Consider the following 24576-nt stretch of genomic DNA (forward strand, 5'->3'; position numbering starts at 1 on the left):
CGCGTGACCGTCGCCGGGCGGTCCGGGGGACGGCGGCGGTTCAGCCCAGCTCGACCGGGGCGTCGCCCGTGACGAGGTACGACACGCGGCGCGCGATGCTCACGGCGTGGTCGCCGAAACGCTCGTAGAAGCGTGACGCGAGCGTCACGTCGACGGTCTCCTGGACGGAACCGATCCAGTCGGGCGACAGGACGACGCCGAACGTCTGCTCGTGCAGCAGGTCGAGCAGGTCGTCGTCGCGCTCGATCGTGAGCGCGAGCGCGAGGTCGCGCGTCTCGAGCAGCTCGGTCACGCGCCGGGCCACCCGGACCGCCGCGTCGTTCATCTGCGTGAACGTCGGGACGACCGCCTCGGGGAGCGCGCGCTTCGGGTACGTCCGGCGGGCCACCTGCGCGACGTGGCGCGCGAGGTCGCCCATGCGCTCCAGGCTGGCGCTCATGCGCAGCGACGACACCACGATGCGCAGGTCGGTCGCGACGGGCGCCTGCTGCGCGAGCAGCCGGACGCACTCGTCGTCGAGGGCGCGCTCGCGGTCGTCGATGTCGCGGTCGCTCGCGATGACCGACTGGGCGAGCGACAGGTCGGCGTCCAGGAGCGCCCTGCCGGCGTCCTCGATCGCCTGGGCGACCTTCTCGCTCATCGTCCTCAGGTCGTCACCGAGCTGCTGGAGCTCGGCCTCGAAGATCTCTCGCATGTCCGTCCTTCGTGCAGGCTGCGTGGTGCGGGCCCCGGCCTCGTGCCACGGGTCACCGGACGCTACGGTGCCAAAGAGCGCCCGTGGTCTGCTGACCGCACGATGAACCGACGCTGCACGACGGGTGAACAGTTGATGCGCGCAGCCCTGAGACGCCGGTGCGGCCCCCGGCGTCTGGCAGCCTCCGTAGTCTGGTGGTGTGCTGTTCGACGACGGGAGTGGTGTGAGCGGGGGCGTGGCGGTAGTAGCGGGACTGCTCGGGCTGCTGGTGGGTGTGGCCTCGACGGTCGCGTTCCGGCTGAGCGAGCGCCCGCGCGCGACGGCGCCGGTCCCGTCGTCCGCGGTCGACCCGGGCCTGGTCCGGGCGCTCGCGGTGCTGCGGTCCGCGGCCGTCCTCATCGACGACGACGGGCGGATCGCTCGCGCGAGCCCGCCGGCGTACGCGCTGGGCGTCGTCCGGGGCAGCGAGCTGGCGCACGCATCCATCCGGGAGCTGGTCACGGCCGTCCGGCGTGACGGCGTGATCCGCGACGAGGAGCTCGAGCTCCCGCGCGGTCCGCTGGGCCCGGGCACGGTCGTCCTGCAGGTGCGGGTGGCCCAGGTGGCGCCGCACCTCGTCCTCGTCCTCGCGGAGGACCGCACCGAGGCGCGTCGGGTCGAGGCGATCCGACGCGACTTCGTGGTGAACGTGTCCCACGAGCTGAAGACCCCGGTGGGCGCGCTCGCGCTGCTCGCCGAGACCGTCCAGGACGCGGCCGACGACCCGGAGACGGTGCGCCGGTTCGCGGGCCGCATGCAGATCGAGACGACGCGCCTGTCCGCGCTGGTGCACGAGATCATCGAGCTGTCGCGCCTCCAGGTGGCCGGCGCGCTGCAGCAGATCACGGTGATCCCGGTGCAGGGTGTCGTCGACGAGGCCGTGTCCCGTGCGCGCACGGCCGCGCAGGCGAAGAGCATCCGGATCTCGGCGGGGGGCGCACTGGACGCGCAGGTCTACGGGGACCACGCCCTGCTCGTCACCGCGTTGCGCAACCTCCTGGACAACGCGGTCGCCTACTCGGACGACCACAGCCAGGTCGCGGTCGGGGTGAAGACGGTCGGGGACCTCGTCGAGATCGCGGTGGTGGACGAGGGGATCGGCATCTCCGTCGAGAACCAGGACCGCGTCTTCGAGCGCTTCTACCGCGTCGACCCGGCGCGGTCGCGTGAGACGGGCGGTACCGGGCTCGGCCTGAGCATCGTCAAGCACGTGGCCGCCGACCACGGCGGCGACGTGACGGTCTGGTCGGAGCCGGGCCGCGGCACGACGTTCACCCTGCGGTTGCCCGCGGCGTCGGGGGAGGCCCGGGCGGCACACTCTGCGGTGCGCGACCCGGACGGCTCCGATGCCCGACCGGGAGCCGGCTCCGACGGAGCCGCCGCCGACGACCGCGACACCCACGACCGCGACACCCGTGACAACCCGACGACCAAGGAGGTGGATGCGTGACCCGCATCCTCGTGGTGGAGGACGAGGAGTCCTACCGCGACCCGCTGACGTACCAGCTCGAGCGCGAGGGCTACGAGGTCGTCGCGACGGCGACCGGCACCGACGGCCTCGCCGCCTACGACGACGCGCACGCGTCCGGCGCGGGCTTCGACCTGGTGCTGCTCGACCTCATGCTGCCCGGTCTGAGCGGCACCGAGGTGTGCCGCGACCTGCGCCGCCGGGGCGACGTCCCGGTCATCATGCTGACGGCGAAGGACACCGAGATCGACAAGGTCGTGGGTCTCGAGCTCGGCGCGGACGACTACGTCACCAAGCCCTACTCGTTCCGCGAGCTGCTCGCCCGGATGCGCGCGGTGCTGCGTCGCCGGTCGGCGCCGGCGCCCAACGGTCCCGAGGTGGACGACGACGAGCAGGTGCTGTCGGCCGGACCGGTCCGCATGGACGTCGACCGGCACGTCGTGACCGTCGACGGCGAGCGCGTGCAGCTCCCGCTCAAGGAGTTCGAGCTGCTCGAGCTCCTGCTGCGCAACGCGGGACGTGTGCTGACGCGCGGCCAGCTCATCGACCGCGTGTGGGGGTCGGACTACGTCGGGGACACGAAGACCCTCGACGTCCACGTGAAGCGTGTGCGCGCGAAGATCGAGCCCGACCCCAGCGATCCGCGCTGGCTGCTCACGGTGCGCGGCCTGGGTTACCGGTTCGTCGACGAGTCGGACTGAGCGCGGCCGTCGCCCGCCGGGGGCCCGCGCCGCGGCCCTTCTGCGAGTGTTCATCCCGCGTTCACCGGGAGAGCGCGGACGGTCCATCCGGCGTCCTTACCTTCTGAGCGTCACCGGTGTCCATCGGTGGCGAGTCAGCAAGAACAGGATGGATCGACACGTGAAGCTCAGCCGAATCACCCGAGCAGGGTCTGCTGTCGCGATCGGCGCGCTCGCCCTCACGCTCGCCGCGTGCGGCTCCGACGACAACTCGAACGGCGCTGCCGAGAACACCTCGTCGGCCGCTGCCGGCGGTGGCGACCTCTCCGGCGAGCTCAACGGCGCGGGCTCGTCCGCGCAGGGCTCCGCCATGGACGCGTGGCGCTCCGGCTTCCAGTCCGCGAACAACGGCGTGACCGTCAACTACGACCCGATCGGTTCGGGCGACGGCGTCAAGAACTTCATCAGCGGTGCCGTGCAGTACGCCGGCTCGGACGCGTACCTGAGCGACGACGACATCGCGTCGGCGAAGACCACCTGCCAGGGCGGCGACGTCGTGGAGCTCCCGGTCTACATCTCCCCGATCGCGATCGTCTTCAACCTCAAGGGCATCGACTCGCTGAACCTCGACGCGGCCACCGTCGCCGGGATCTTCAACGGCAAGATCACGAAGTGGAACGACCCGGCGATCGCGAAGCTGAACGACGGCGTGTCCCTGCCGTCGACCGCGATCACCCCGGTGCACCGCTCGGACGACTCGGGCACCACGCAGAACTTCACCGAGTGGATCAAGGCGAACGCGGCCGACGCGTGGCCGTACGACCCGTCGAAGACGTTCCCCGTGAAGGGCGGCCAGTCCGCTGAGAAGACGTCCGGCATCATCCAGACGGTGACGGCCGGCCAGGGCACGATCAGCTACGCCGACGCGTCGCAGGTCGGCACGCTGGGCTCGGCCAAGATCAAGGTCGGCGACTCGTTCGTGGCGCACTCGCCCGAGGGTGCCGCGGCCGCCGTGTCGAAGTCGAAGATGGTCGAGGGGCGTGCCGCGTCCGACATCGCGATCGACATCGACCGCACCCTCACGGACGCCTCCACGTACCCGCTGGTGCTCGTCTCGTACGACATCGCGTGCACCACGTACACGGACGCGAACACGGCGAAGCTCGTCAAGGGCCTCTTCTCCTACATCATCAGCAGCGAGGGCCAGCAGGCCGCGGCCTCGGCCGCTGGCTCGGCGCCCATCTCGCAGGACCTCTTCACCAAGGCCGAGGCCGCGGTGAACGCGATCAAGACCAGCTGAGTCGTCCGATCGCTGCACGCCGACACCGGCCGGCCGGGCCGGCACCCCGCACGGGGTGCCGCGCCCGGTCGGCCGGTCCGGGCATGACGAAGGAGGGTCCGTGACCATCACGACCGAACCGCAGCGGGCCACGCAGCCCGCCAAGCCCCCGGCCACGCGCCGTCGCCGTTCCGGCGTGGCCGACCGGGGCGCGAACCGTCTCTTCCGGTACCTCACGACCGGGTCGGGCGTCCTCATCCTGATCGCGCTCGCGGCCGTCGCCGGCTTCCTGCTGTGGCAGGCGTGGCCGGCGTTCACCACCGGGAGCGACGAGCTGGCGACGAAGGTCAGCTTCCTCCAGGGGGAGGGCTCGCTCCTCGCCTACCTCGGCCCGCTGGTCTTCGGCACGGTGCTGGCGGCCGTGCTCGCGCTCGCGATCGCGACACCGCTCGCGATCGGCATCGCGCTGTTCACGTCGCACTACGCGCCGCGGCGGCTCGCGCAGGTGCTGGGCTACGTCGTGGACCTGCTCGCCGCGATCCCGTCCGTCGTGTACGGACTGTGGGGCGCGCTCGTGCTCGCCCCGTTGGTCCAGCCGATCTGGGGGTGGGTGTCTGACGTGCTGGGCTGGATCCCGCTCTTCGCCGGGCCCGCCGCCGACCCGGCGCGCGTGCTCCTGACGGTCGCGGTGATCCTGGCCGTGATGATCCTCCCGATCATCACGGCGGTCACCCGTGAGGTCTTCCTGCAGACGCCGAAGCTCCACGAGGAGGCGGCGCTCGCCCTCGGCGCGACCCGCTGGGAGATGATCCGCACCGCGGTCCTGCCCTTCGGGCGCTCGGGCATCGTCTCGGCCGCGATGCTCGGCCTGGGCCGCGCCCTCGGCGAGACCATGGCGGTCGTCATGATCCTGTCGCCCGGCCTCACCTACTCGTTCGCGCTGCTGCTCGCAGGCAAGCAGCAGACCATCGCGGCGAACATCGCGCTGAAGTACCCGGAGGCCAACGAGCTCGGCATGAGCACCCTCATGGCCACGGGTCTGGCGCTGTTCGTCATCACGATGGTCGTCAACATGCTGTCGCGCTGGATCGTCGCGCGGCGCAAGGACTTCTCGGGAGCCAACTGATGGCCGCCACCACCGCCGGCCCGTCGTCGGGCGGAGCCCGCCCCGCGGGCCACGACACCGTCCGTGCGCTCCTGCGCACGGTCGACACCAAGCGCCGTCGCCGGGACCGCACCATGACGGTCCTCATGTACGTCGCCTTCGGCGTCGCCGTGCTGCCGCTCGTCTCGCTGCTGTGGACCGTCGTGTCCCGCGGCATCGGCCGGTTCGACGTCGCCTTCCTGACGCACTCGATGCGAGGCGTCTTCGGAGGCATGGACGCGGGCGGCGTCTACCACGCGATCCTCGGCACGGTGATCGTGACGCTGGGCGCCGCGATCATCTCCGTCCCGATCGGTGTGCTCGCTGCGATCTACCTCGTGGAGTACGGTCCGGGCCACCGTCTCGCACGCGCCGTGACGTTCTTCGTGGACGTCATGACGGGCATCCCGTCGATCGTCGCGGGTCTGTTCGCGTACGCCCTGTTCGTGCTGTTCTTCGGCCCCGGCGTGCACTTCGGCCTCATGGGCTCGGTCGCCCTGTCGGTCCTCATGGTCCCGGTGGTCGTCCGGTCGACGGAGGAGATGCTGAAGCTCGTCCCGAACGAGCTCCGCGAGGCCGCGTACGCGCTCGGCGTGCCGAAGTGGCTGACCATCGTCAAGGTGGTGCTGCGCACGGCCGTCGCGGGCATCACGACGGGCATCATGCTGGCGGTGTCGCGCGTCGTGGGTGAGACCGCACCGCTCCTGCTCACCGTCGGTGTCGCGGACTCGATCAACGGCAACCCGTTCGAGGGCCGCATGATGACCCTCCCGGTGTACGTGTACCGGCAGTTCAGCAGCGGCCTGGTGCCCTGCAACAACCCGAACGTGGCGTGCATCCCCACCATCAACTACGACCGCGCGTGGTCTGCCGCGCTGACGCTGATCCTCATCGTCATGCTGCTCAACCTCGTCGCACGACTCGTCTCCCGGATCTTCGCGCCCAAGCTGCGCGGCTGACGGACTCACAGAAGGACACTGCGATGGCACAGCGCATCGATGTCAAGGACCTGAACATCTACTACGGCGACTTCCTCGCCGTCGAGGGCGTCGGCATGGCGATCGAGCCGCGCACGGTCACGGCCTTCATCGGGCCGTCCGGCTGCGGCAAGTCGACGTTCCTGCGAACGCTGAACCGCATGCACGAGGTGATCCCCGGTGCGACGGTGCAGGGCACGGTCGAGATGGAGGGCGTCGACCTCTACGGAGCCGACGTCGACCCGGTGGCGGTCCGCCGCCAGATCGGCATGGTGTTCCAGCGTCCCAACCCGTTCCCGACGATGTCGATCGCCGAGAACGTCCTCGCCGGGGTGCGGCTCGTCAACAAGAAGATCTCGAAGTCCGACGCGCAGGACCTCGTCGAGCGGTCGCTCACCGGGGCGAACCTGTGGAACGAGGTCAAGGACCGCCTCGACAAGCCCGGCTCGGGCCTGTCGGGTGGCCAGCAGCAGCGCCTCTGCATCGCGCGCGCGATCGCGGTCAAGCCGCAGGTGCTGCTCATGGACGAGCCCTGCTCGGCGCTCGACCCGATCTCGACGCTCGCGATCGAGGACCTGATCAGCGAGCTCAAGCAGGACTACACGATCGTCATCGTGACCCACAACATGCAGCAGGCGGCGCGCGTGTCCGACCGGACGGCGTTCTTCAACATCGCGGGGACGGGCAAGCCCGGCAAGCTCATCGAGATCGACGAGACCGCGACGATGTTCTCCGCGCCGAAGGAGCAGGCGACCGAGGACTACATCTCCGGCCGCTTCGGCTGACGGTCGCCCCACGGACGCACGAGAGGCCCGCCACGCGACAGCGTGGCGGGCCTCTCGTGCGTCCCGGCCGCGTCCGGACCCGTCACGCGGGGCCGACGTCAGGTCGGGCAGCGGGAACCGTCAGCCGGCGGCGGCCGTCGGGACGAGCGTCGCGTACTCGGGGAGCGTGCCGTCGAGGACGGGCACCTTGACGTCCTCGGACGTGTCCGAGACGGAGAAGGTGGTCGGCAGGACGGCGCCGGGCGCAGCGGTCGTCGTGTCGATCGTGACCTCCTCCGCGTCGTCGCTCCCGCTGAGGTAGACGGTCTTCCCGGCGGCGACGGAGACGGTCTGGGGGGACGCGCCGTCCGCGGCGACGTTGACGACCTCGTCGGCGTCGCCGGAGTTCGTGAACGCGCCGAGCAGACGGCCGGGCTGGCCCTCGTCCTCGCTGATCACGAGGAGGTTGATGCCCTTCACGTCACCGACGGTCACGTCGACGCCGTCGGAGATCTGCACGGGCTTGTCGGTCTCGATCGGGGCGCAGCCCGACAGGACCGCCGCGGCCACCAGCGCGACCGGGACCGCGATCATCGAGGTCAGGCGGGCGGTGCTGCGGTTCACGTGCGTCTCCTGGGGTGCTTCGGCGGGGACGTCGACCCCTGCGGGCCTCCGTCGGTGGTCGGCTGCGCGGCCGACCAGGACGCCGCCCGCGGTCCGCGGACGGACCTCGCGGCGGCGCGCGCCGGGGGTGTCGCGCAACCACCCACAGACTAGCCGCTCCGGGGTCCTTCGCGCGCACGCGTAGCACCCGCGCGCGGGCCTCCGCGGGCCGCCCGGAGCGCACCGGACGGAGGCCCTCCGCGGCACCGCGCCAGGGCAGGCAAGCCTCGCATGTTAGAATTGAGCCTCTGCGAGAGGGGACATCTAAAGATGACTTTCACTGTTGGGGAGACGGTTGTCTACCCCCACCACGGGGCAGCCTTCATCGAGGAGATCAAGACTCGAACCATCCGTGGCGAGGACAAGCTGTACCTCAAGCTCAGGGTCGCCCAGGGCGACCTGACCATCGAGGTCCCTGCGGAGAACGTCGATCTGGTGGGTGTCCGCGACGTCGTCGGCCAGGAGGGTCTGGACCGCGTCTTCGAGGTGCTGCGCGCCCCGTACACCGAGGAGCCGACCAACTGGTCGCGCCGCTTCAAGGCCAACGTCGAGAAGCTTGCGTCGGGTGACGTGATCAAGGTCGCCGAGGTCGTGCGCGACCTGTCGCGTCGTGACGCCGACCGGGGGCTGTCCGCAGGCGAGAAGCGCATGCTCGCCAAGGCGCGCCAGATCCTCGTCTCGGAGCTCGCGCTCGCCGAGCACACCGAGGAGGACAAGGCGGAGGCCATCCTCGACGAGGTTCTCGCGAGCTGAGCGGGCCTCCCTCCGCTTCTCGTCGCAGACTCGTGACGTGACCTCTGCGCGCCCTGTCGCGGTCCTGACCGCCGCGGGCTCCGGGAGCAGGCTGGGTGCCGACGTGCCCAAGGCCCTGGTTCCGCTCGTCGGCGAGCCGCTCGTCGTGCACGCGCTCCGCGCGCTCGTCGCCGCGGGCGTGGAGCACGTCGTCGTCACCGCGCCCGCCGACCACCTGCCTGCCGTCCGTGCCGCGTGCGCGGTCGTCGGCGGCGCGCAGGTCGAGGTCGTGGCGGGCGGCGCGTCCCGTCAGGGCAGCGTCCACGCCGGCCTGCGGGCCCTCCCGCCCGGGCCGGGCGACGCCTGCGTCCTCGTGCACGACGCCGCCCGACCCCTCGCTCCCGTGGGGCTCCTGCGCCGGGTCGTGGCCGCCGTCTGCGCGGGTCACCCGGCCGTCGTGCCCGCACTGCCCGTGACGGACACCGTCGTCCGGGTCGCCCCCGAGAGGTCGGACGACGCCGGCGAGCGATCGCTCGGCGCGGTGGACCGCACCACGCTCCGTGCCGTCCAGACCCCGCAGGGGTTCCCTCGTGCACTGCTCGTCGCTGCCCACGAGGCCGCCGCGGACCGCGCCCACGACGAGGCGACGGCCGCCACGGACGACGCCGCTCTCGTCGCGGCGCTCGGCCACGACGTCCTCGTGGTGCCCGGCGACCCCTTGGCGCTCAAGATCACCGTGCGTCACGACCTCGCGGTCGCGCGCCTGCTGCTGGAGGAGAGCCGATGACGGGGCTGCCGCGCGTCGGGACGGGCGTGGACGTCCACGCCTACGACACGACCGGTGAGCGCGAGCTGTGGCTCGCGGGACTGCACTGGCCGGGTGAGCGCGGGCTGGCAGGACACTCCGACGCGGACGTCGCCGCGCACGCCGCGGCCGACGCCCTGTTCTCCGCCGCCGGCCTCGGCGACCTCGGGTCGAACTTCGGCACGAGCGAGCCGGAGTGGGCGGGCGCCGCGGGCGTCGTCCTGCTCGCGGAGGCGGCGCGGCGGGTCCGCGCGGCCGGCTTCGAGGTCGGCAACGTGGCCGTCCAGGTGATCGGCAACCGTCCCCGGCTCGGGCCGCGGCGCGACGAGGCCCAGGCTGCGCTGAGCACCGCCGCCGGCGCGCCCGTCACGGTGACGGCGACCACGACGGACGGGCTCGGCCTGACCGGTCGCGGCGACGGCGTCGCCGCGATCGCCACCGCGCTCGTCGTCCCGGAGGGCCCCCGGTGACCACGCAGCGCCTGTCGCACGACGAGCGGCGCGAGCAGCTCGCCGACGCCGCGATGCAGATCGCGCTGCGCGAGGGCGTCGAGGCGGTGACGATCCGGACGGTCGCGCGCGCGGCCGGTGTTCGCCCCGGGATCGTCCACTACTGCTTCGCCGACAAGCACGACCTGCTCGCGGCCATGGCGAGCAGGACGTCCGCGACCGCGGCGTCGTACCTCGAGGCGGCCATGGAGGCCGGCTCGGACGTGCCGTCGCGGCTGCACGCGCTCGCCGACGCGCTGTGGCAGACGCTCGAGGCCCGCCACCACTACCAGCTGCTGCTGTTCGAGATCGCGACCCTCGGGGCACGCGACGACCGTCTGCGCGAGGTGGCGCTCGCGCAGCAGCGCGAGCAGTGGGCCGCCTCCGAGGAGTACCTGGGGCGCAGCGTCGCGCTGAGCGGCATGCGCTTCACGCTCCCGCACGCCGCCGTCGCCCGCTTCGTGTCGGCGCAGATCGACGGGATCCAGATCGCCTGGATGATCGACCACGACGACGCCGCCGCGCAGCGCTCGTTCCACGCGGTCGCGGACGTGCTCGCCACGCTCGTCGAGCCCGTGCCGGCCGACGAGCCGCGGGTGCCGGAGGAGGACGGCACGGGCGAGCACGCCGACGGTTCTGCTGGTGAACCCTCGCCCCGGTAACCTTGCCCGCGTGACCCTTCGCCTCTTCGACACCGCGACGCGCAGCGCGCGGGACTTCGTCCCGCGCGTCCCCGGCAAGGTCGGTCTGTACGTGTGCGGTGCGACGGTGCAGAGCTCCCCGCACGTGGGCCACCTGCGGACCCAGGTGGCGTTCGACGTGCTCGTGCGCTGGCTGCGCCGGTCGGGCCTCGAGGTCACCCTGATCCGCAACGTCACCGACATCGACGACAAGATCCTCGCCAAGTCCGAGGCGGCCGGCGTGCCGTGGTGGGCGTGGGCCGCCCGGTTCGAGCGCGAGTTCACGGCCGCGTACGACGCCGTGAACGTCCTGCCGCCCACGTACGAGCCGCACGCGACCGCGCACGTCACCGGCATGGTCGAGCTGATGGCCGAGCTGGTGGAGCGGGGTCACGCGTACGTCGCGTCCGAGGGCAACGTCTACTTCGACGTCCGCTCCTGGTCGGACTACGGCGCCCTGACGAACCAGCGGCTCGAGGACCTCACCCAGTCCGCCGACGACGCCCCCGGCGAGGCCCTCAAGAGGGACCCGCACGACTTCGCGCTCTGGAAGGCTCCCAAGCCCGGCGAGCCGGAGACCGCCGCGTGGCCGACCCCGTTCGGGCGCGGTCGCCCCGGCTGGCACCTCGAGTGCTCGGCCATGGCACGGCGCTACCTCGGGCACGCGTTCGACGTCCACGGCGGCGGCCTGGACCTGCGGTTCCCGCACCACGAGAACGAGCGCGCGCAGTCCCAGGCGGCGGGTGACGCCTTCGCCGAGTACTGGCTGCACAGCGCCTGGGTCACGCAGGGCGGCACCAAGATGAGCAAGTCGCTCGGCAACGGGCTCGTCGTGTCCGAGGTCCTGCAGCAGTCGTCCGGCGCGGCGCTGCGCTACGCGCTCACGGCCGTGCAGTACCGGTCGATGCTCGAGTGGACGCCCGAGACGCTGCCCGAGGCCGAGGCCACGTGGGAGCGGCTGACGGGCTTCGTGGCGCGTGCCGGCGAGCGGCTGACCGGCGAAGCCGGCAGCGAGCTCGCGCCCGTGGGTGCGGACGAGGTCGGCACGGTCGAGCTCCCCGCGGACTTCGTCGCAGCGATGGACGACGACCTCAACGTGCCCGCGGCGCTCGCCGTCGTGCACGAGCACCTCCGGGCGGGGAACAGCGCGCTCGCGCAGGGCGACGACGTCGCGGCGCGCACCGCCCTCGTGGCGCTGCGCGGCATGCTCGACGTGCTCGGCCTCGACCCGGACGACCCGCACTGGGCGTCCGGCGGTGCGTCGCGCTACGCCGACGCGCTCGACGCGGTCGTCCGCTCCGAGCTCGACGCCCGGGCTGCCGCCCGCGCGGCCCGCGACTTCGCGGCCGCCGACGCGATCCGCGACCGACTCGCCGACGCGGGCGTCGTCGTCGAGGACCATCCGCAGGGCGCGCGCTGGACGCTCGCGTCGCCGCGCACCTGATACCACTCCGTACCGCGCCGCACTGGCGGCGCACCCCAGAACGACGGGACATCCCATGGCAGGAAACTCGAGCCGACGCGGCGCCATCCGCAAGGCCAGCAGCAAGAAGGGCGCGACCGCCGGGTCGGGCGGGCGGGGGCGCAAGGCGCTCGAGGGCCGCGGCCCGACGCCGAAGGCCGAGGACCGCACCTATCACGCCGCGCACAAGCGCAAGGTTGCGGCGGACAAGAAGGCGGCGACCCAGACGGGGCGTGCTGGCGGCAAGTCCGCCCCCGGTGGTCCGGGCGCGAGCCGTGGCGGCGGTCCGAAGGGCCGTCAGTCGGGCCAGGAGCTCGTCTCGGGTCGTAACGCCGTCGTCGAGGCGCTGCGCACGAACGTGCCGGTGACCGCTGTGTACGTCGCGTCGCGTCTCGAGGCGGACGACCGGACGCGCGAGATCCTCACGACGGCCGGCGAGCGCGGCTACCCGCTGCTCGAGGTCACCAAGCCCGAGCTCGACCGCCTCACCGACGGCTCGGTCCACCAGGGTGTCGCGGTGGCGGTCCCGCCGTACGAGTACGCGGACCTCGACGACCTGCTCGACGCCGCGGAGAAGTCCGAGCGTCCGCCGCTGATCGTCGCGCTCGACGGCGTCACCGACCCCCGCAACCTCGGGGCCGTCCTGCGGTCGGCCGGTGCGTTCGGCAGCCACGGCGTGGTCGTCCCGGAGCGCCGGTCCGCCGGCGTGACGGCGTCGGCATGGAAGGTGTCGGCAGGCGCCGCGGCCCGTGTGCCGGTCGCGCGCGTCACGAACCTGGGTCGCGCGATCGACACCCTCAAGCAGGCTGGTTGCTTCGTCGTCGGGCTCGACGGCGGCGGCGACACGGCCGTCGGCGACCTGGCGTTCGCGACCGACCCGTTGGTGCTGGTCGTGGGCTCGGAGGGCAAGGGCCTGTCGCGGCTCGTCCGCGAGAAGTGCGACGCCATCGCCTCGATCCCGATCACCTCGGACGTCGAGTCGCTCAACGCCGGCGTCGCAGCCGGCATCTCGCTGTACGAGGTCGCGCGCCTGCGCCGCGGATGACCTGCCTGCTGCTGACGCCGTGGTGGCGCCGGCGGACGCCCGGCGCTGCGTCGAGCGACGGCAGCGTGCGGGCCACCCGCACGCTCGACCACGGGTCCGACGAGGTCACGGCGCTGGTCGCGCGCGCCCGCGCGGCCGCGGGATCCCCGGAGCCGGTCATGCTCCTCCGCGTGGCGCACGAGATCGTCGGCCGAGAGGTGCGCCCCGTGTACGGCGTGGACGAGCGCCGACCGGCGTCGCGCACCCTGCGCGACGGGCGCGGGTCGTGCAGCCAACGGCTCGCCGTCCTCGAAGCCGTCGCGCGCGCGACGGGCGTGCCGACCCGCGCCCGTGGGCTGCTGGTCGACGGCCGGTTCTGGTACCCGCGGTTCCCCCGTCTCGTCCGCGCGGTGCCCCGTCACGTCGTCCTGGCGTGGCCGGAGCTCTACCTCGACGGCCGGTGGCTGCCGGTCGACGAGGTGCTCGGCGCAGACGCAGGCGTCGCCGAGCCCTTCACCAACGACGGACCCGAGACGCTGTTCGACGCGGTCGCGCGCACGCGCGTGGCGTGGGACGCGCCCACCTGCCTCGACGGCGCGTGCGACCTGACGGAGCACGTCGTGCGCGAGCTCGGGCGGTACATGTCGCGCGACGAGCTGTTCGCGCGGCACGGTCAGACGCTGTGCTGGGTGGCGCGCCGTCTCGGCGACCCGGTGCTGCGCCGTTGGTCGCCTGTGACGGTGACGGCTGTCGGCGGGCGGCGTCCCCGCTAACCGTGCTTCGGCTCGGTACGCGCCGGATGTGAGGGATCTGCGGGCGGCCGCTCAGACCGGTGGCAGGTCGACGCCCGGCTCGACGTCCTCGACGTCCTGGCTGGCGAGGTCCTCGGCCGGGATGCCGAGGAGCGCCTGCTCGTCGCGGCGGTGCCGCAGCACGTTGTCGATGTAGCTCGAGACGATCTCCGGCATCGGCACGTCACGACGCTGCTGCTCCGACAGGAACCACCGGTGGTCGAGCATCTCGTGGAAGAGCTGCGCCGTCTCGAGCTTGCCGCGCAGGTCGCGCGGGATCGCGCGCACCGCGGGCTCGAACACCTCGTTCAGCCAGTCGTGCGCGACGAACGACTCGACGTCGTTCTGGCGGTCGCTCGCGGCGGCGTACGAGTCGAGGTCGTTGAGGAGGCGGCGGGCCTGGTTCTCCTGGACGTCCAGGCCGGTGAGCCGCATGAGGCGGCGCGAGTGGTGCCCGGCGTCGACGACCTTCGGCTGGATGTGCACGGTCGTGCCGCCGATGTCGGTGGTCATGGCGAGCTCGTCGACGTCGAACCCGAGGTCGTTGAGGGACTCGATGCGCGCGGCGACGCGCCACCGGTCCGCGGTGTCGAACGTCTCCTCGACGGTGAGCGCCGCCCACAGCTCGTCGTAGCGCTCACGGAGCACGTTGCCGATCTCGACCTCGTCGATCTCCGGGTCGAGCAGCTCGCCCGCGGCGAGGTCCATGAGCTCGCCGATGATGTTCGTGCGGGCCAGGTCGACGTCGTACGTGCGCTGCCCCTCAGTGAGCTGGCGGTGCAGGTCTCCCGTCTCCGCGTCCACCAGGTAGGCGGCGAACGAGTCGGCGTCACGCCGGAACAGCGTGTTCGACAGTGACACGTCGCCCCAGTAGAAGCCCACGAGGTGCAGGCGCACCAGCAGGACGGCGAGCGCGTCGATGAGCCGTGTCAACGTGTCGGGGCGCAGCGCCTGGCTGAACAGGGCGCGGTACGGGAGCGAGTACTGCAGGTGCTCGGTGACGAGGCACGCCTCGAGCCGCTCGCCGTCCGGGTCGAGGCGACCGGTGACGACCCCCACGGGCTCGACGCTCGGGACGTCGAGCCGCTTGAGCTGGCGCAGCAGCGCGTACTCGCGGTAGGCGACCGTCTCGCCGATCTCCTTGATCGCGATGACGCGCCCGGACAGCCGCACGAACCGCACCACGTGCCGTGAGATGCCGCGGGGCAGCGCTGCGATGCGGTCCGCGGGCCACTCCTCGAGCGGGACGTCCCAGGGCAGGTCGAGCAGCGCGGGGTCCGGGGCGGACGCCGTGATCTGAAGGTTCTGGGCCATGCGCGCTCCTGGTCGGTCAGGGTCGGCCGGGGGACGTGGTGCGCGACCGGGCCGTGAGACCTGGCTGTGCCACCGGAGGTTCCACCGTACGTGCGAAGGGGCGGGCCCGGTGGTCCGGACCCGCCCCTTCGTGATGACGTGTCAGGAAGGCAGACGCTCGCCCGACGCGGCGGAGAACAGGTGCTCCTGGCCGGGGCGGATGCCCACGTAGACCCGCTCGCCCTTCATGGGCACGTTCTTCGGGTTGACGCGCACGATGATCTCGTTGTCGCCCGCCTCGGAGTGGATGAGCGACGGGTCGGCCTGCGCGGCCGGGCCACGGAGCGTGCCGTAGATGAAGGCGTCCGAGCCGAGCTCCTCGACGATGTTGACCTCGACGGGGAACGCGTTCGGAGCACCCTCCGAGGACAGCTCGAGCGACTCCGGGCGGAAGCCGAGCGTGACCTTGTTGTTGTCCGCCTCGGTGAGCGCGGCAGCGGTCTCGCGGGCCAGCGGCAGGGAGGCCGGGCCGATCTCGATCTGGCCGTCCTTGACGTCGAACGTGCCGATGTTCATGGCGGGGGAGCCGATGAAGCCAGCCACGAAGACGTTCGCGGGCGTGTCGTACATCTCGCGCGGCGTGCCGACCTGCTGCAGGAGGCCGTCCTTGAGGACCGCGATGCGGTCGCCCATGGTGAGCGCCTCGGTCTGGTCGTGGGTCACGTAGACCGTGGTGACGCCGAGGCGGCGCTGGAGCGATGCGATCTGCGTGCGGGTCTGGACGCGGAGCTTGGCGTCGAGGTTCGACAGCGGCTCGTCCATGAGGAACACCTGCGGCTGGCGGACGATCGCGCGGCCCATGGCGACACGCTGACGCTGACCACCGGAGAGCGCCTTGGGCTTGCGGTCGAGGTACGGCGTGAGGTCGAGGATCTTGGCGGCCTCCTCGACGCGCTGGCGGATCTCTGCCTTCGGCGTGCCGGAGATCTTGAGCGCGAAGCCCATGTTGTCGGCGACCGTCATGTGCGGGTACAGCGCGTAGTTCTGGAAGACCATCGCGATGTCGCGGTCCTTCGGCTGCACGTCGGTGACGTCGCGGTCGCCGATGAAGATGCGGCCGTCGTTGACGTCCTCGAGACCCGCGAGCATGCGCAGGGAGGTCGACTTGCCGCAGCCCGAGGGGCCGACGAGGACGAGGAACTCGCCGTCCTCGATGTGGAGGTTGAGCTGGTCCACCGCGGGGCGCTCGGTCCCCGGGTAGAGGCGCGTCGCGTGGTCGTAAGTGACTGTAGCCATGGCTGTGCACTTCCCTTCACCGGCAGGTACGTGCCGGACGATCCGTCGTGGAGGGTGAGGACGACGCCGTCGCCGTCCTTCAGGGGGATCCTAACCGAGCTCGCGGGTTCCCGATGTCACGCACGTCACACCGTGACCTGTCAGGCGCCGCCAGACCGCTGCTTGGACCGGTGCTCGAGCGCGCGCCCCAGGTGCTCGAGCAGGAGCGCCGCGGACGTCGTCCCGGGTACGCGGTACTCCGCGATGGTCTCGCCGCCGCCGACCTTGACGGACACGTCGGACGACCCGAGCACCGCGAACGCGTGCTCGTCGGTGACGTCGTCGCCCAGGTACAGCACGCCCACGGCGCCGAGCTCGGTGCGCAGCGCGTCGAGGGCCTTGCCCTTGCTCGTGTCGACCACCTGGATCTCGACGACGTCCTTGCCCTCGAGGGTGCCGACGCCGAGCCGCTCGGCGAGCGCCCGGGCGGCCTCGGTGGCCTGGGCGGCGCCGTCGTGGGTCGACTTGCGGGTGTGCAGCACGGACGCGGTGGGCTTGCGCTCGACCCAGACGCCGGTGTGGCGGCCCGCGATCTCCTCGAGGCCGTCGGTGATGTGCGCCAGGAGGCTCGCCTGCCCCTCGGTGACCGTGACGTCGCGGCGGTCGAAGCCGACCGCCGTCACGACGCCGCGCTCGGCGCCGTGGCTGCCGATGAGCAGGGTGCCGAGCGGGGCCCGGCTCAGCTCGGCGAGGGTGGCGAGGTCGCGCCCGGACACGAGCGCGAGGCGTGCCTGCGACTCGGGCCGTCGGGCGATGCGCCCCAGGGCGCGCGCGGCGCGGGGCGACGTGCGCGACGACGCCGGGTCGTCGACGAGGGGCGCGAGGACGCCGTCGAAGTCGCTCGCGACGAGCACGAGCCCGTCCGTCGCGGCGAGGTCGTCGAGGGCGCGGACCAGCTCGAGGCTCGGTCCCTCCGTCGCGTCGCCGTCCGCCAGCTCGGGTGCCACGGGTACCACCGGCATCGCCTCCAGGGTCTCGAGGAAGGTGCGCGACCACTTGGCCACGTCGTCGGTCATGACCTTGCGCCGCAGGCGCCGCATGCGCTTGCGCTGCTCCTCGGGCGTCAGGCGCGCGGCGCGCTCGATGACGTCCTTGAGCTCGTCGATGTCGTGCGGGTTGACGAGCAGCGCGCCGTTGAGCTCGTCGGCGGCGCCCGTGAACTCCGACAGGACGAGCGCCCCGCGGTCGTCGGACCGCGCGGCGATGTACTCCTTCGCGACGAGGTTCATGCCGTCGCGAAGGCTCGTCACGAGCACGACGTCGGAGGCGCGGTACAGCGCCGCCATCTCCTCGGGCGGGTACGAGTGGTGCAGGTAGTGGATCGCGGCGTGGCCCAGCTCGCCGTAGTCGCCGTTGATGCGGCCGACGGCGGTCTCCACCTGGTCGCGCAGCTCCTGGTACGCGCCGACGTTCTCGCGGCTCGGGCTCGCGACCTGGACGAGGGTCGTCTCCTCGACGCCGAGCCGGCCGTCGTGCAGGAGCTCGCCGTAGGCCTTGATGCGGTGCCGGATGCCCTTGGTGTAGTCGAGCCGGTCGACGCCCAGCATGATGATGTCGGGCTTGCCGAGCTCCTCGCGGATCTGCTCAGCACGGGCGACGACGTCCTCGCGGCGCGCCAGCGCGTCGAACCCCTGCGAGTCGATCGAGATCGGGAAGGCGGACGCCCGGACCTCGCGGACGGCTCGGCCGGTCTTGTCCTCGAACGCGATGACCTGTCCGCGGGTCGAGTGACGGGTCAGGCGGCGCACGGTGCGCAGGAAGTTCGCGGCGTCGCCGTTGCGCTGGAAGCCGATGAGGTCCGCGCCGAGCAGCCCCTCGATCACCTGCCGGCGCCAGGGGAGCTGCGCGAAGATCTCGTACGGCGGGAACGGGATGTGGTCGAAGAACCCGATGCGCACGTCGGGGCGCAGCTCGCGCAGCATCGAGGGGACGAGCTGGAGCTGGTAGTCGTGCACCCACACGGTGCCGCCCGTCGCGACCTGCACGGCGGCCGCCTCGGCGAAGCGCCGGTTGACTCTCCGGTAGGCGTCCCACCACTGCCGGTGGAACGCGGGCGGCGCGATGACGTCGTGGTACAGGGGCCAGAGGGTGTCGTTGGAGAAGCCCTCGTAGTACTGCTCGATCTCGTCCGCGTTGAGCGTGACGGGGACGAGCGTCATGCCGTCCGCCTCGAACGGGTCGGCGTAGAGGTCGGGGCTGCCGTTCCAGCCGACCCACGCGCCGTCGGCCTGCTGCATGACGGGCTCGAGCGCGGAGACCAGCCCTCCGGGTGACCTCTTCCAGGAGATCTCGCCGGCGTCGTCGACCGTGAAGTCCACCGGCAGGCGGTTCGCGACGACCACCAGTGCGTTTCCTTCGTTGCTCACGTGGGCCCAGCTCCTGTTCGTCGTGTGCGGCCAGCGTAGCGAGAGACGTCCGCCGACGCTCCGGGTGACGACCAGGGCGAAGGCCAGGCGACGGCACCGTCACGGTCCCGCCTGCGTGCTCTGTCGGGTTCGCGCCGGTACGGTGACGCCATGACGCGGCGAGCGGTGCGGCCCGGCGACGACGTGGGCGGGTACACGGTGGTCGCCCGGCTCGGCTCGGGCGCGAACGGCTCGGTGTTCCAGGCCGTCGACGGCGGGGGCACCGCGGTCGCCGTCAAGGTGCTGCACGGGGCGTCTGCGGACGACGAGGTGGCGCGGGCCCGGCTGGCCCGCGAGGCGGCGACCCTGCGGCGCCTCGACCACCCGGCCGTCGCGGAGGTGCTCGACGTCGAGCTCGACGGCGAGGAGCCGTTCATCGTGACGCAGCTCGTCGACGGCCGGAGCCTCGAGGACGAGGTCGCCTACCGGGGCCCGTTCGATGCGGCGCGGCTCGCCGACCTCGCCGACGCGCTGCGTGACGCCCTCGAGGCGGTGCATGCCGCCGACGTCGTGCACCGGGACGTGAAGCCGTCGAACATCATGTGCGCCGCGCACGGGCCGGTCCTCGTCGACTTCGGCATCGCGCACGGGCTCGACGACGCGCGGCTCACGTCGACCGGGCTCGTCATGGGCACTCCGGGGTACCTCGCGCCCGAGATGCTGACCGGCGCGTCGCCGTCGCAGTCGACGGACTGGTGGGGGTGGGCGGCGTCGCTCGCGTTCGCGGCGACGGGCCGCGCGCCCTTCGGCGTGACACCCGTGGACGCGGTGCTCGCCCGGGCGCAGACGGGCGCGGCCGACCTGCGCGGGCTGGGGTCGCTGCGCCGCGACGCGCTCGCGGGAGCCCTCGACCCCGACCCGGCGGCTCGCTGGTCGCCCGCCGAGGTCGTCATCGCCCTGCGGTCGGCGGCCCGGGTCGGCGACGACCCGACCGGCACCGCGACGCAGGTCATCCACCGCGACGGGCATGCGACGCAGGTCGTGCCGGCCCTCACGGGGGCGGTGAGCGACGGCAGCACCCGCGCCATGGCCGCGGAGGCCGACGCGTGGACGACCGCGGAGCAGCAGCCGTACGACGCCGCCACCGAGGTGTACGCGCCGTACGACGCGACCGACGCGACCGACGCGACCGACGGGACCGCGGGCACCGACGGAACGGGAGAGGTCGACGACCTCGCCGAGCTCGGCGTCGGGCACGTCGACCGGGAGACCGCCGACGGGGGCTCCGGCTACGAGCGTCCCGTCCATCGCGGCCGGCCGTGGCTCGGGACGGCGCTCGCGGCACCGTTCGTCGCGGCGGCGGCGACCTGGCCCGTGACCACGTTCGGCGTCCTCGCCGTCCTGGTGCTGCTCGCCCGGTACGCCGGTGTGGCGACCGAGTCGCTGCACGGTCGCCGGGAGCGCCGCGGGGTGGGCCGGCGCGACGGAGCGCGGGTCGTCCTCGCGTCGCCGTGGCACCTGGTGCGCGCGACCATCGGTTCGCTGCCCGCGGTGCTCGTCGCGGCCGCTGCGGGCGTCGCGCTGGTCGTCGTGGCGTGGTGGGCGCTCGACCGGCGCGTCCTCGTGGACGACGGCGGCGCGAACGCGGCCTGGGTGTACTCGGTCGCGCTGGTGGTCACCATGGTCGTCGCGATCGTGCTCGCGTGGTTCGGCCCGGGCGCGCGGCTCACCCGCAGCGGGGTACGGGTGCTGCTGGGCCGCCTGCTGCCGACGCGGCGGCGTGCCGTCGTCGTCGGGCTCCTCGCCCTCGCCGTGGCGGTCGGCCTCGCGGTGCCCGCGCTCACCGGGCACGACGTCGTGTGGTGGCCGCTGCCCAGCGGCCCGGGCGCCTGATCGCCCGCATCCCCAGCCAGGTCACAGGCTCCGCTCGGTAGGCTGTGCACACGTCGGCCGCGTGCCGACTGCTTGTCGACACCGACGCCTGCGCCGCCGCAGGGGTCATCAGGCCGCCCGGAGAACAGGACGATCGATGCCCGACCAGAACCTCACCAAGGCGCAGCGCCGCGATGCCGCGCGTGCCGAGGCCCTCGAGCTGCGCAAGGCCCAGGAGCGCCGTGAACGTCGCAACCGGACGATCACGTTCGTCGTCCTCGGCGTCCTCGTCGTCGCGGTGGCCGTCGCCGTGGTCCTCATCATGAAGGCCAACAAGGACGCCAACACGCCGAAGGCGCTGTCGGAGGTCACCGCCCCGAAGACCGCCAACTCGATCGACGACGGCGGGGGCGTCCCGTTCGGCAAGGACGGCGTCGCCGGCACCACGACGGACGGTGCAGTCACGGTCGACCTCTACTACGACTACATGTGCCCGGTGTGCGGCCAGTTCGAAAAGGTCAACCAGGCCGACATCGACTCGATGCGCGCAGCGGGCGAGATCACGTTCGTCGCGCACCCGGTGACGTTCCTCGACGACCGGTCGCAGGGCACCGAGTACTCGACCCGTGCCGCCAACGCGTTCGCGACCGTCGCCGACGCCGAGCCCGACAAGGCGCTCGCCCTCCACGAGGCGCTCTACGCGAACCGTCCCGAGGAGAACACCAAGGGTCCGACGGACGACCAGATCAAGAGCATCGCCGAGCAGGCCGGTGTCTCCGACAAGGTCGCCGACACCTTCACGGACAAGAAGTTCTCGGACTGGGCCGACGCGTGGACCACGCAGATCCTCGGCGACAAGGATCTCGCCAACCCCTCGTCCGGCAGCTTCGGGACCCCCACCATCCTCATCAACGGCAAGATGTGGGGCACGAACGCGGAGTGGAACACCGCCGGTGCGCTCAAGGCTGCCGTCGAGGCGGCTGCCAAGGGCTGAGGTCGACGTCTCACACGGGCGGGCGCCCGGCCGGGTAGGCTGGGCGCCCGCACGCCGCCTTAGCTCAGCTGGTAGAGCACTCGCCTTGTAAGCGAAAGGTCGTCGGTTCGAACCCGACAGGCGGCTCCCTGCGCCGCAGGTCAGAGGCTATCTCTGGCCTGCGGCGCTCTCCGTTACACGACGAAGACCCACCGGAAACCCACCCCTTTCACTCCGAGAAGCGTTCGAGGACGGCCCGGAAGTCGGGCGCCAGGTCCGGCGCCTCGACCGTCGCCACCTCTCGCAGGCATGTAGTCGCGGACGGGAACACGAGGCTCTACGGACTGCCGTCGAGCGCCTCCACCGACCGCTTGAGCGCGAGCTCCACGGCCTTGGTCCCGGACCACCGTCGCCGTGAATCGCGAGCGTGCGGTCGTCGAGGTCGTGAATCGCTCCCGTCGCTAGATGATCACGGAACGGGTCTGCCCGCGGGTCTATGCGGAAGCGTGTCGCGCGCGCCGTAAGCACGGGCGTCCGGCCCGACCGGGGGAAGCCACTGAGATGCCCCCGAGAGACGAGGGCGCCCCTCGATGTGTCGTCGTCGGTAACTGACGCTGTCAACAACTCCGTCCATCTGTGAGCACTTGGTGTCGGCAGCCGCGCGAGGGCCGAGGCGAAAATGCCGAGTTGGACGTGTATGGTTGGCATGTCCTATTCAAGCATTTGGGGGTAGATCAAGCGTGAAGAGCAACATCGTGCGTTCTATGGCAGTCGGCGCGGTCCTGGTCGCCGGAACGGTCGTGAGTGTCGGGGGTGCAGAAGCGTCGTCCGTGCCCGGCGCTGGCGACTGCAACCCTGCTGGCGTAAGCGTGAGCAACAAGACCGTGTCGTTTGCCCAGACCTGTGGCGCGGGCGCAAAGGTTCGCTACAAGGTTGACTGCTCGTTCCAGGCGGACAAGGAGGTCGTCGTGACCTGGGCGGGCGCCCAGTCCAAGCTCACCAAGCTCTCGTGTGCGATCGGCATCGGTGGATACTCCTCGACTGTTCTCTGATTCGAGCAGTTGCCCCTCTGGGGTTCGCAAGACGAACGGCCCTCGTCGTACCGATGGGGGCCGTTCGTCGTTCGCGGGCGCTCTCTCCTGTTCGCATACCTAGTGCTTCAAGGTATCGTGACGCCTAGAGGCGCAAGGTATGCGCCGGGGCGGAGCGGACGTGCGCATCGAGAAGGACCTGGTGGCCGCCGCAGCGGCGCCCCTCGTGCTCGGCATCCTGGCGGAGGGGGAGTCCTACGGGTACGCGATCCTCCAGCGGGTCACGGAGCTCTCCGACGGCCGCATGACCTGGACCGACGGCATGCTCTACCCCCTCCTGCACCGGCTCGAGCGGCTCGGGCTCGTCGAGGCGTCGTGGATCACGGCGCCCACGGGCCGCCGGCGGAAGGTCTACGCGATCACCGCGGACGGGCGCGCCGAGCTCGCCGAGCGGCGCGACCAGTGGGCCGTGGTCAGTGCGGCGCTCGGTCGCGTGTGGGACGTCGCGGGCGGTACGGCCACGCCGGCGCAGGGGTGGGCATGAGCCGCGCGCGCGACGAGACGCTCGTGCCCGACGGGACCCTCGACGAGCAGATCGACGCCTGGCGCGCGTACGCCCGTCGTGCGCGGGCCGTCGACGCCCCGGACGTCGACGAGCTCGAGGACCACCTCCGCGACCAGGTCGCCGACCTCGTGCGCTCCGGGCTGAGCGAGCGTGAGGCGTTCCTCGTCGCCGTCGGGCGGCTCGGCGCGCTCGACGACGTCTCCCGCGAGTTCGCTCGCGAGCACTCGGAACGTCTCTGGAAGCAGCTCGTCCTGTGGGACGAGCCCGGCACCGGCCCGGCCGGGGAGTCCGTGCGGCGGCGCAGCCTCGTCCGGGCCCTCGCGCTCGCAGGCGGTGCGGCCTTGGCGCTCAAGCTGCCGACCCTGTTCGGGATCTCGTTCGGCGGGGGGTCGGACGGGACGGTCGACGAGTCCGACGTCATGTTCTACCTGATCAACGTCTCCGCCCTCGTGCTGCCGTTCCTCGGCGCGTACCTCGCGCTCGACCGGGCGATGCCGTGGCGGCGGGTGCTCGGGATGCTGGTCGCGCCGGCCGCGGTGCTCGTCGCGGCCGCGAACCTCTACCCCTACGAGCCGACCGGCGCGACGGCGATCCTCACCGCGATCCACCTGCCGGTCGCCCTCTGGACGCTCGTCGGGGTGGCGTACGTCGGCGGCGACTGGCGCTCGGCCTCCCGGCGCATGGACTTCGTCCGGTTCACCGGGGAGTGGGTCGTCTACTACGCGCTCGTCGCGCTCGGCGGGGGTGTGCTCACCGGTGTCGTCGTGGCGGGGTTCACGGCGCTCGGTGTCGACGTGACCGGCTTCGTGTCGAGCTGGCTCGTGCCGTGCGGCGCCGCGGGCGCCGTCGTCGTCGCGGCCTGGCTCGTCGAGGCCAAGCAGGCCGTCGTCGAGAACGTCGCCCCCGTGCTCGCGCGGGTGTTCACCCCGCTCGTGACGGCCGTCGTCCTGGCCCTGCTCGTCGCGACGCTCGTGCGCTGGGACGGTGCGGACGTCGACCGCGGGCTCCTGATCCTGGTGGACGTCCTGCTCGCGCTCGTCCTCGGGCTGCTGCTCTACGTCGTCTCGGCGCGCGAGCCGGCCGCCCGGCCCGGGGCGTTCGACCGGCTGCAGCTCGGGCTCGTGGTCGCCGCGCTCGCGACCGACGTCGTCATGCTCGCCGCGATGCTCACCCGGACGGCCGAGTACGGGCTGAGCCCCAACAAGGTCGCCGCGCTCGGGCTCGACGCCGTGCTGCTCGGGAACCTCGTGCGGGCCGCGATGCTGCAGCGCGACTTCCTGCGCGGCCGGGTCCGCGCGGCCGCGCTCGAGCGCTGGCAGACGACCTACCTGCCGGTCTTCGGGGCGTGGGCGGCCGTGGTCGTCGTGACGTTCGGGCCGGCCTTCGGCTTCGTGTGACCCGTCCGGGGGTCGTGTCGGAGGGCAGTCGTTAGGGTGGCCCGGTGCCCGGACCCCACCCTGGACCTCCCGCTG

The 24576-nt window shown here is 72.2% G+C and carries 23 protein-coding genes and 1 tRNA gene; 19 read left to right on the top strand and 5 right to left on the bottom strand.

Annotated features, from left to right (window positions below; all coding sequences use genetic code 11):
• Window positions 1-40 precede the first annotated feature (40 nt).
• Window positions 41-694 (bottom strand): phosphate signaling complex protein PhoU, encoded by a 654-nt coding sequence (gene phoU, locus CLV34_RS07155; protein WP_100349568.1) that lies wholly within the window; start codon window positions 692-694, stop codon window positions 41-43.
• Window positions 695-893: 199 nt separating this feature from the next.
• Between phoU and CLV34_RS07160 the strand changes: the two genes are divergently transcribed.
• From CLV34_RS07160 to pstB, 6 genes are all read left to right on the top strand, one after another.
• The gene (locus CLV34_RS07160) at window positions 894-2183 is read left to right on the top strand and encodes a sensor histidine kinase (RefSeq protein WP_245859074.1); all 1290 of its coding nucleotides are present in this window, start codon (window positions 894-896) and stop codon (window positions 2181-2183) included.
• A complete protein-coding gene (locus CLV34_RS07165) occupies window positions 2180-2902 on the top strand; it encodes a response regulator transcription factor (RefSeq protein WP_100349569.1) in 723 nt (240 codons plus the stop codon). The genes CLV34_RS07160 and CLV34_RS07165 overlap by 4 nt, the downstream gene beginning before the upstream one ends.
• A 160-nt stretch (window positions 2903-3062) precedes the next feature.
• Window positions 3063-4181, top strand: coding sequence for a phosphate ABC transporter substrate-binding protein PstS (locus tag CLV34_RS07170; protein WP_245859075.1), 1119 nt, complete (start codon window positions 3063-3065; stop codon window positions 4179-4181).
• A gap of 100 nt (window positions 4182-4281) precedes the next feature.
• A complete protein-coding gene (gene pstC, locus CLV34_RS07175; RefSeq protein ID WP_100349571.1) occupies window positions 4282-5286 on the top strand; it encodes a phosphate ABC transporter permease subunit PstC in 1005 nt (334 codons plus the stop codon).
• Window positions 5286-6263, top strand: a complete 978-nt coding sequence (pstA, locus tag CLV34_RS07180; RefSeq protein WP_100349572.1) for a phosphate ABC transporter permease PstA — start codon at window positions 5286-5288, stop codon at window positions 6261-6263. Before pstC ends, pstA begins: the two co-directional genes overlap by 1 nt.
• Before the next feature lie 23 nt (window positions 6264-6286).
• The gene (gene pstB, locus CLV34_RS07185) at window positions 6287-7066 is read left to right on the top strand and encodes a phosphate ABC transporter ATP-binding protein PstB (RefSeq protein WP_100349573.1); all 780 of its coding nucleotides are present in this window, start codon (window positions 6287-6289) and stop codon (window positions 7064-7066) included.
• Window positions 7067-7186: 120 nt separating this feature from the next.
• Here the strand turns inward: pstB and CLV34_RS07190 are convergent, their stop codons facing one another.
• Window positions 7187-7669 (bottom strand): hypothetical protein, encoded by a 483-nt coding sequence (locus tag CLV34_RS07190; RefSeq protein ID WP_157803740.1) that lies wholly within the window; start codon window positions 7667-7669, stop codon window positions 7187-7189.
• Between the two features lie 309 nt (window positions 7670-7978).
• Between CLV34_RS07190 and CLV34_RS07195 the strand changes: the two genes are divergently transcribed.
• From CLV34_RS07195 to CLV34_RS07225, 7 genes are read left to right on the top strand one after another with little or no spacing between them, the layout of a single operon-like run.
• Window positions 7979-8461: a CarD family transcriptional regulator gene (locus CLV34_RS07195; RefSeq protein ID WP_100349575.1), complete on the top strand. Its 483-nt coding sequence runs from the start codon at window positions 7979-7981 to the stop codon at window positions 8459-8461.
• 37 nt (window positions 8462-8498) lie between these two features.
• Entirely contained in the window at window positions 8499-9227 is a 729-nt protein-coding gene (gene ispD, locus CLV34_RS07200) for a 2-C-methyl-D-erythritol 4-phosphate cytidylyltransferase (protein WP_100349576.1), read from the top strand.
• A complete protein-coding gene (gene ispF, locus CLV34_RS07205; RefSeq protein WP_100349577.1) occupies window positions 9224-9715 on the top strand; it encodes a 2-C-methyl-D-erythritol 2,4-cyclodiphosphate synthase in 492 nt (163 codons plus the stop codon). The genes ispD and ispF overlap by 4 nt, the downstream gene beginning before the upstream one ends.
• On the top strand, window positions 9712-10395 hold the full coding sequence (locus CLV34_RS07210) for a TetR/AcrR family transcriptional regulator (protein WP_100349578.1): 684 nt from the start codon (window positions 9712-9714) through the stop codon (window positions 10393-10395). The genes ispF and CLV34_RS07210 overlap by 4 nt, the downstream gene beginning before the upstream one ends.
• 10 nt (window positions 10396-10405) lie before the next feature.
• The gene (gene cysS, locus CLV34_RS07215) at window positions 10406-11857 is read left to right on the top strand and encodes a cysteine--tRNA ligase (RefSeq protein ID WP_100349579.1); all 1452 of its coding nucleotides are present in this window, start codon (window positions 10406-10408) and stop codon (window positions 11855-11857) included.
• A 55-nt stretch (window positions 11858-11912) separates the two neighbouring features.
• Window positions 11913-12920 (top strand): 23S rRNA (guanosine(2251)-2'-O)-methyltransferase RlmB, encoded by a 1008-nt coding sequence (rlmB, locus tag CLV34_RS07220; protein ID WP_100349580.1) that lies wholly within the window; start codon window positions 11913-11915, stop codon window positions 12918-12920.
• A complete protein-coding gene (locus tag CLV34_RS07225; protein WP_100349581.1) occupies window positions 12917-13672 on the top strand; it encodes a transglutaminase domain-containing protein in 756 nt (251 codons plus the stop codon). Before rlmB ends, CLV34_RS07225 begins: the two co-directional genes overlap by 4 nt.
• Window positions 13673-13723: 51 nt before the next feature.
• Here the strand turns inward: CLV34_RS07225 and CLV34_RS07230 are convergent, their stop codons facing one another.
• The 3 genes from CLV34_RS07230 to CLV34_RS07240 form a co-directional block, all read right to left on the bottom strand.
• Window positions 13724-15004 carry a DUF4032 domain-containing protein gene (locus tag CLV34_RS07230; protein ID WP_100349582.1) on the bottom strand — a complete coding sequence of 427 codons (1281 nt, stop codon included), beginning with the start codon at window positions 15002-15004 and terminating at the stop codon, window positions 13724-13726.
• Between the two features lie 141 nt (window positions 15005-15145).
• Window positions 15146-16279, bottom strand: a complete 1134-nt coding sequence (locus CLV34_RS07235; protein WP_100349583.1) for an ABC transporter ATP-binding protein — start codon at window positions 16277-16279, stop codon at window positions 15146-15148.
• Between the two features lie 140 nt (window positions 16280-16419).
• Window positions 16420-18684: a bifunctional alpha,alpha-trehalose-phosphate synthase (UDP-forming)/trehalose-phosphatase gene (locus tag CLV34_RS07240; RefSeq protein WP_100349584.1), complete on the bottom strand. Its 2265-nt coding sequence runs from the start codon at window positions 18682-18684 to the stop codon at window positions 16420-16422.
• A 150-nt stretch (window positions 18685-18834) separates the two neighbouring features.
• On the opposite strand from CLV34_RS07240, the gene CLV34_RS07245 reads away from it, so the two are divergent.
• The 6 genes from CLV34_RS07245 to CLV34_RS07265 all read left to right on the top strand — a co-directional run bounded on the left by CLV34_RS07245 (window position 18835) and on the right by CLV34_RS07265 (window position 24501).
• On the top strand, window positions 18835-20556 hold the full coding sequence (locus CLV34_RS07245) for a serine/threonine-protein kinase (protein ID WP_100349585.1): 1722 nt from the start codon (window positions 18835-18837) through the stop codon (window positions 20554-20556).
• Between the two features lie 136 nt (window positions 20557-20692).
• Entirely contained in the window at window positions 20693-21529 is an 837-nt protein-coding gene (locus CLV34_RS07250) for a DsbA family protein (RefSeq protein ID WP_100349586.1), read from the top strand.
• A 53-nt stretch (window positions 21530-21582) separates the two neighbouring features.
• Window positions 21583-21655 (top strand) — tRNA-Thr (locus tag CLV34_RS07255).
• 593 nt (window positions 21656-22248) lie between these two features.
• Complete coding sequence (locus CLV34_RS16315; RefSeq protein WP_157803741.1) at window positions 22249-22560, top strand: hypothetical protein; 312 nt, start codon at window positions 22249-22251, stop codon at window positions 22558-22560.
• 160 nt (window positions 22561-22720) lie between these two features.
• A complete protein-coding gene (locus CLV34_RS07260; RefSeq protein ID WP_100349897.1) occupies window positions 22721-23083 on the top strand; it encodes a PadR family transcriptional regulator in 363 nt (120 codons plus the stop codon).
• Window positions 23080-24501 (top strand): permease prefix domain 1-containing protein, encoded by a 1422-nt coding sequence (locus tag CLV34_RS07265; RefSeq protein ID WP_100349898.1) that lies wholly within the window; start codon window positions 23080-23082, stop codon window positions 24499-24501. The genes CLV34_RS07260 and CLV34_RS07265 overlap by 4 nt, the downstream gene beginning before the upstream one ends.
• Window positions 24502-24576 lie beyond the last annotated feature (75 nt).

It is taken from the genome of Luteimicrobium subarcticum (assembly GCF_002798015.1).
Lineage (GTDB): Bacteria > Actinomycetota > Actinomycetes > Actinomycetales > Cellulomonadaceae > Luteimicrobium > Luteimicrobium subarcticum.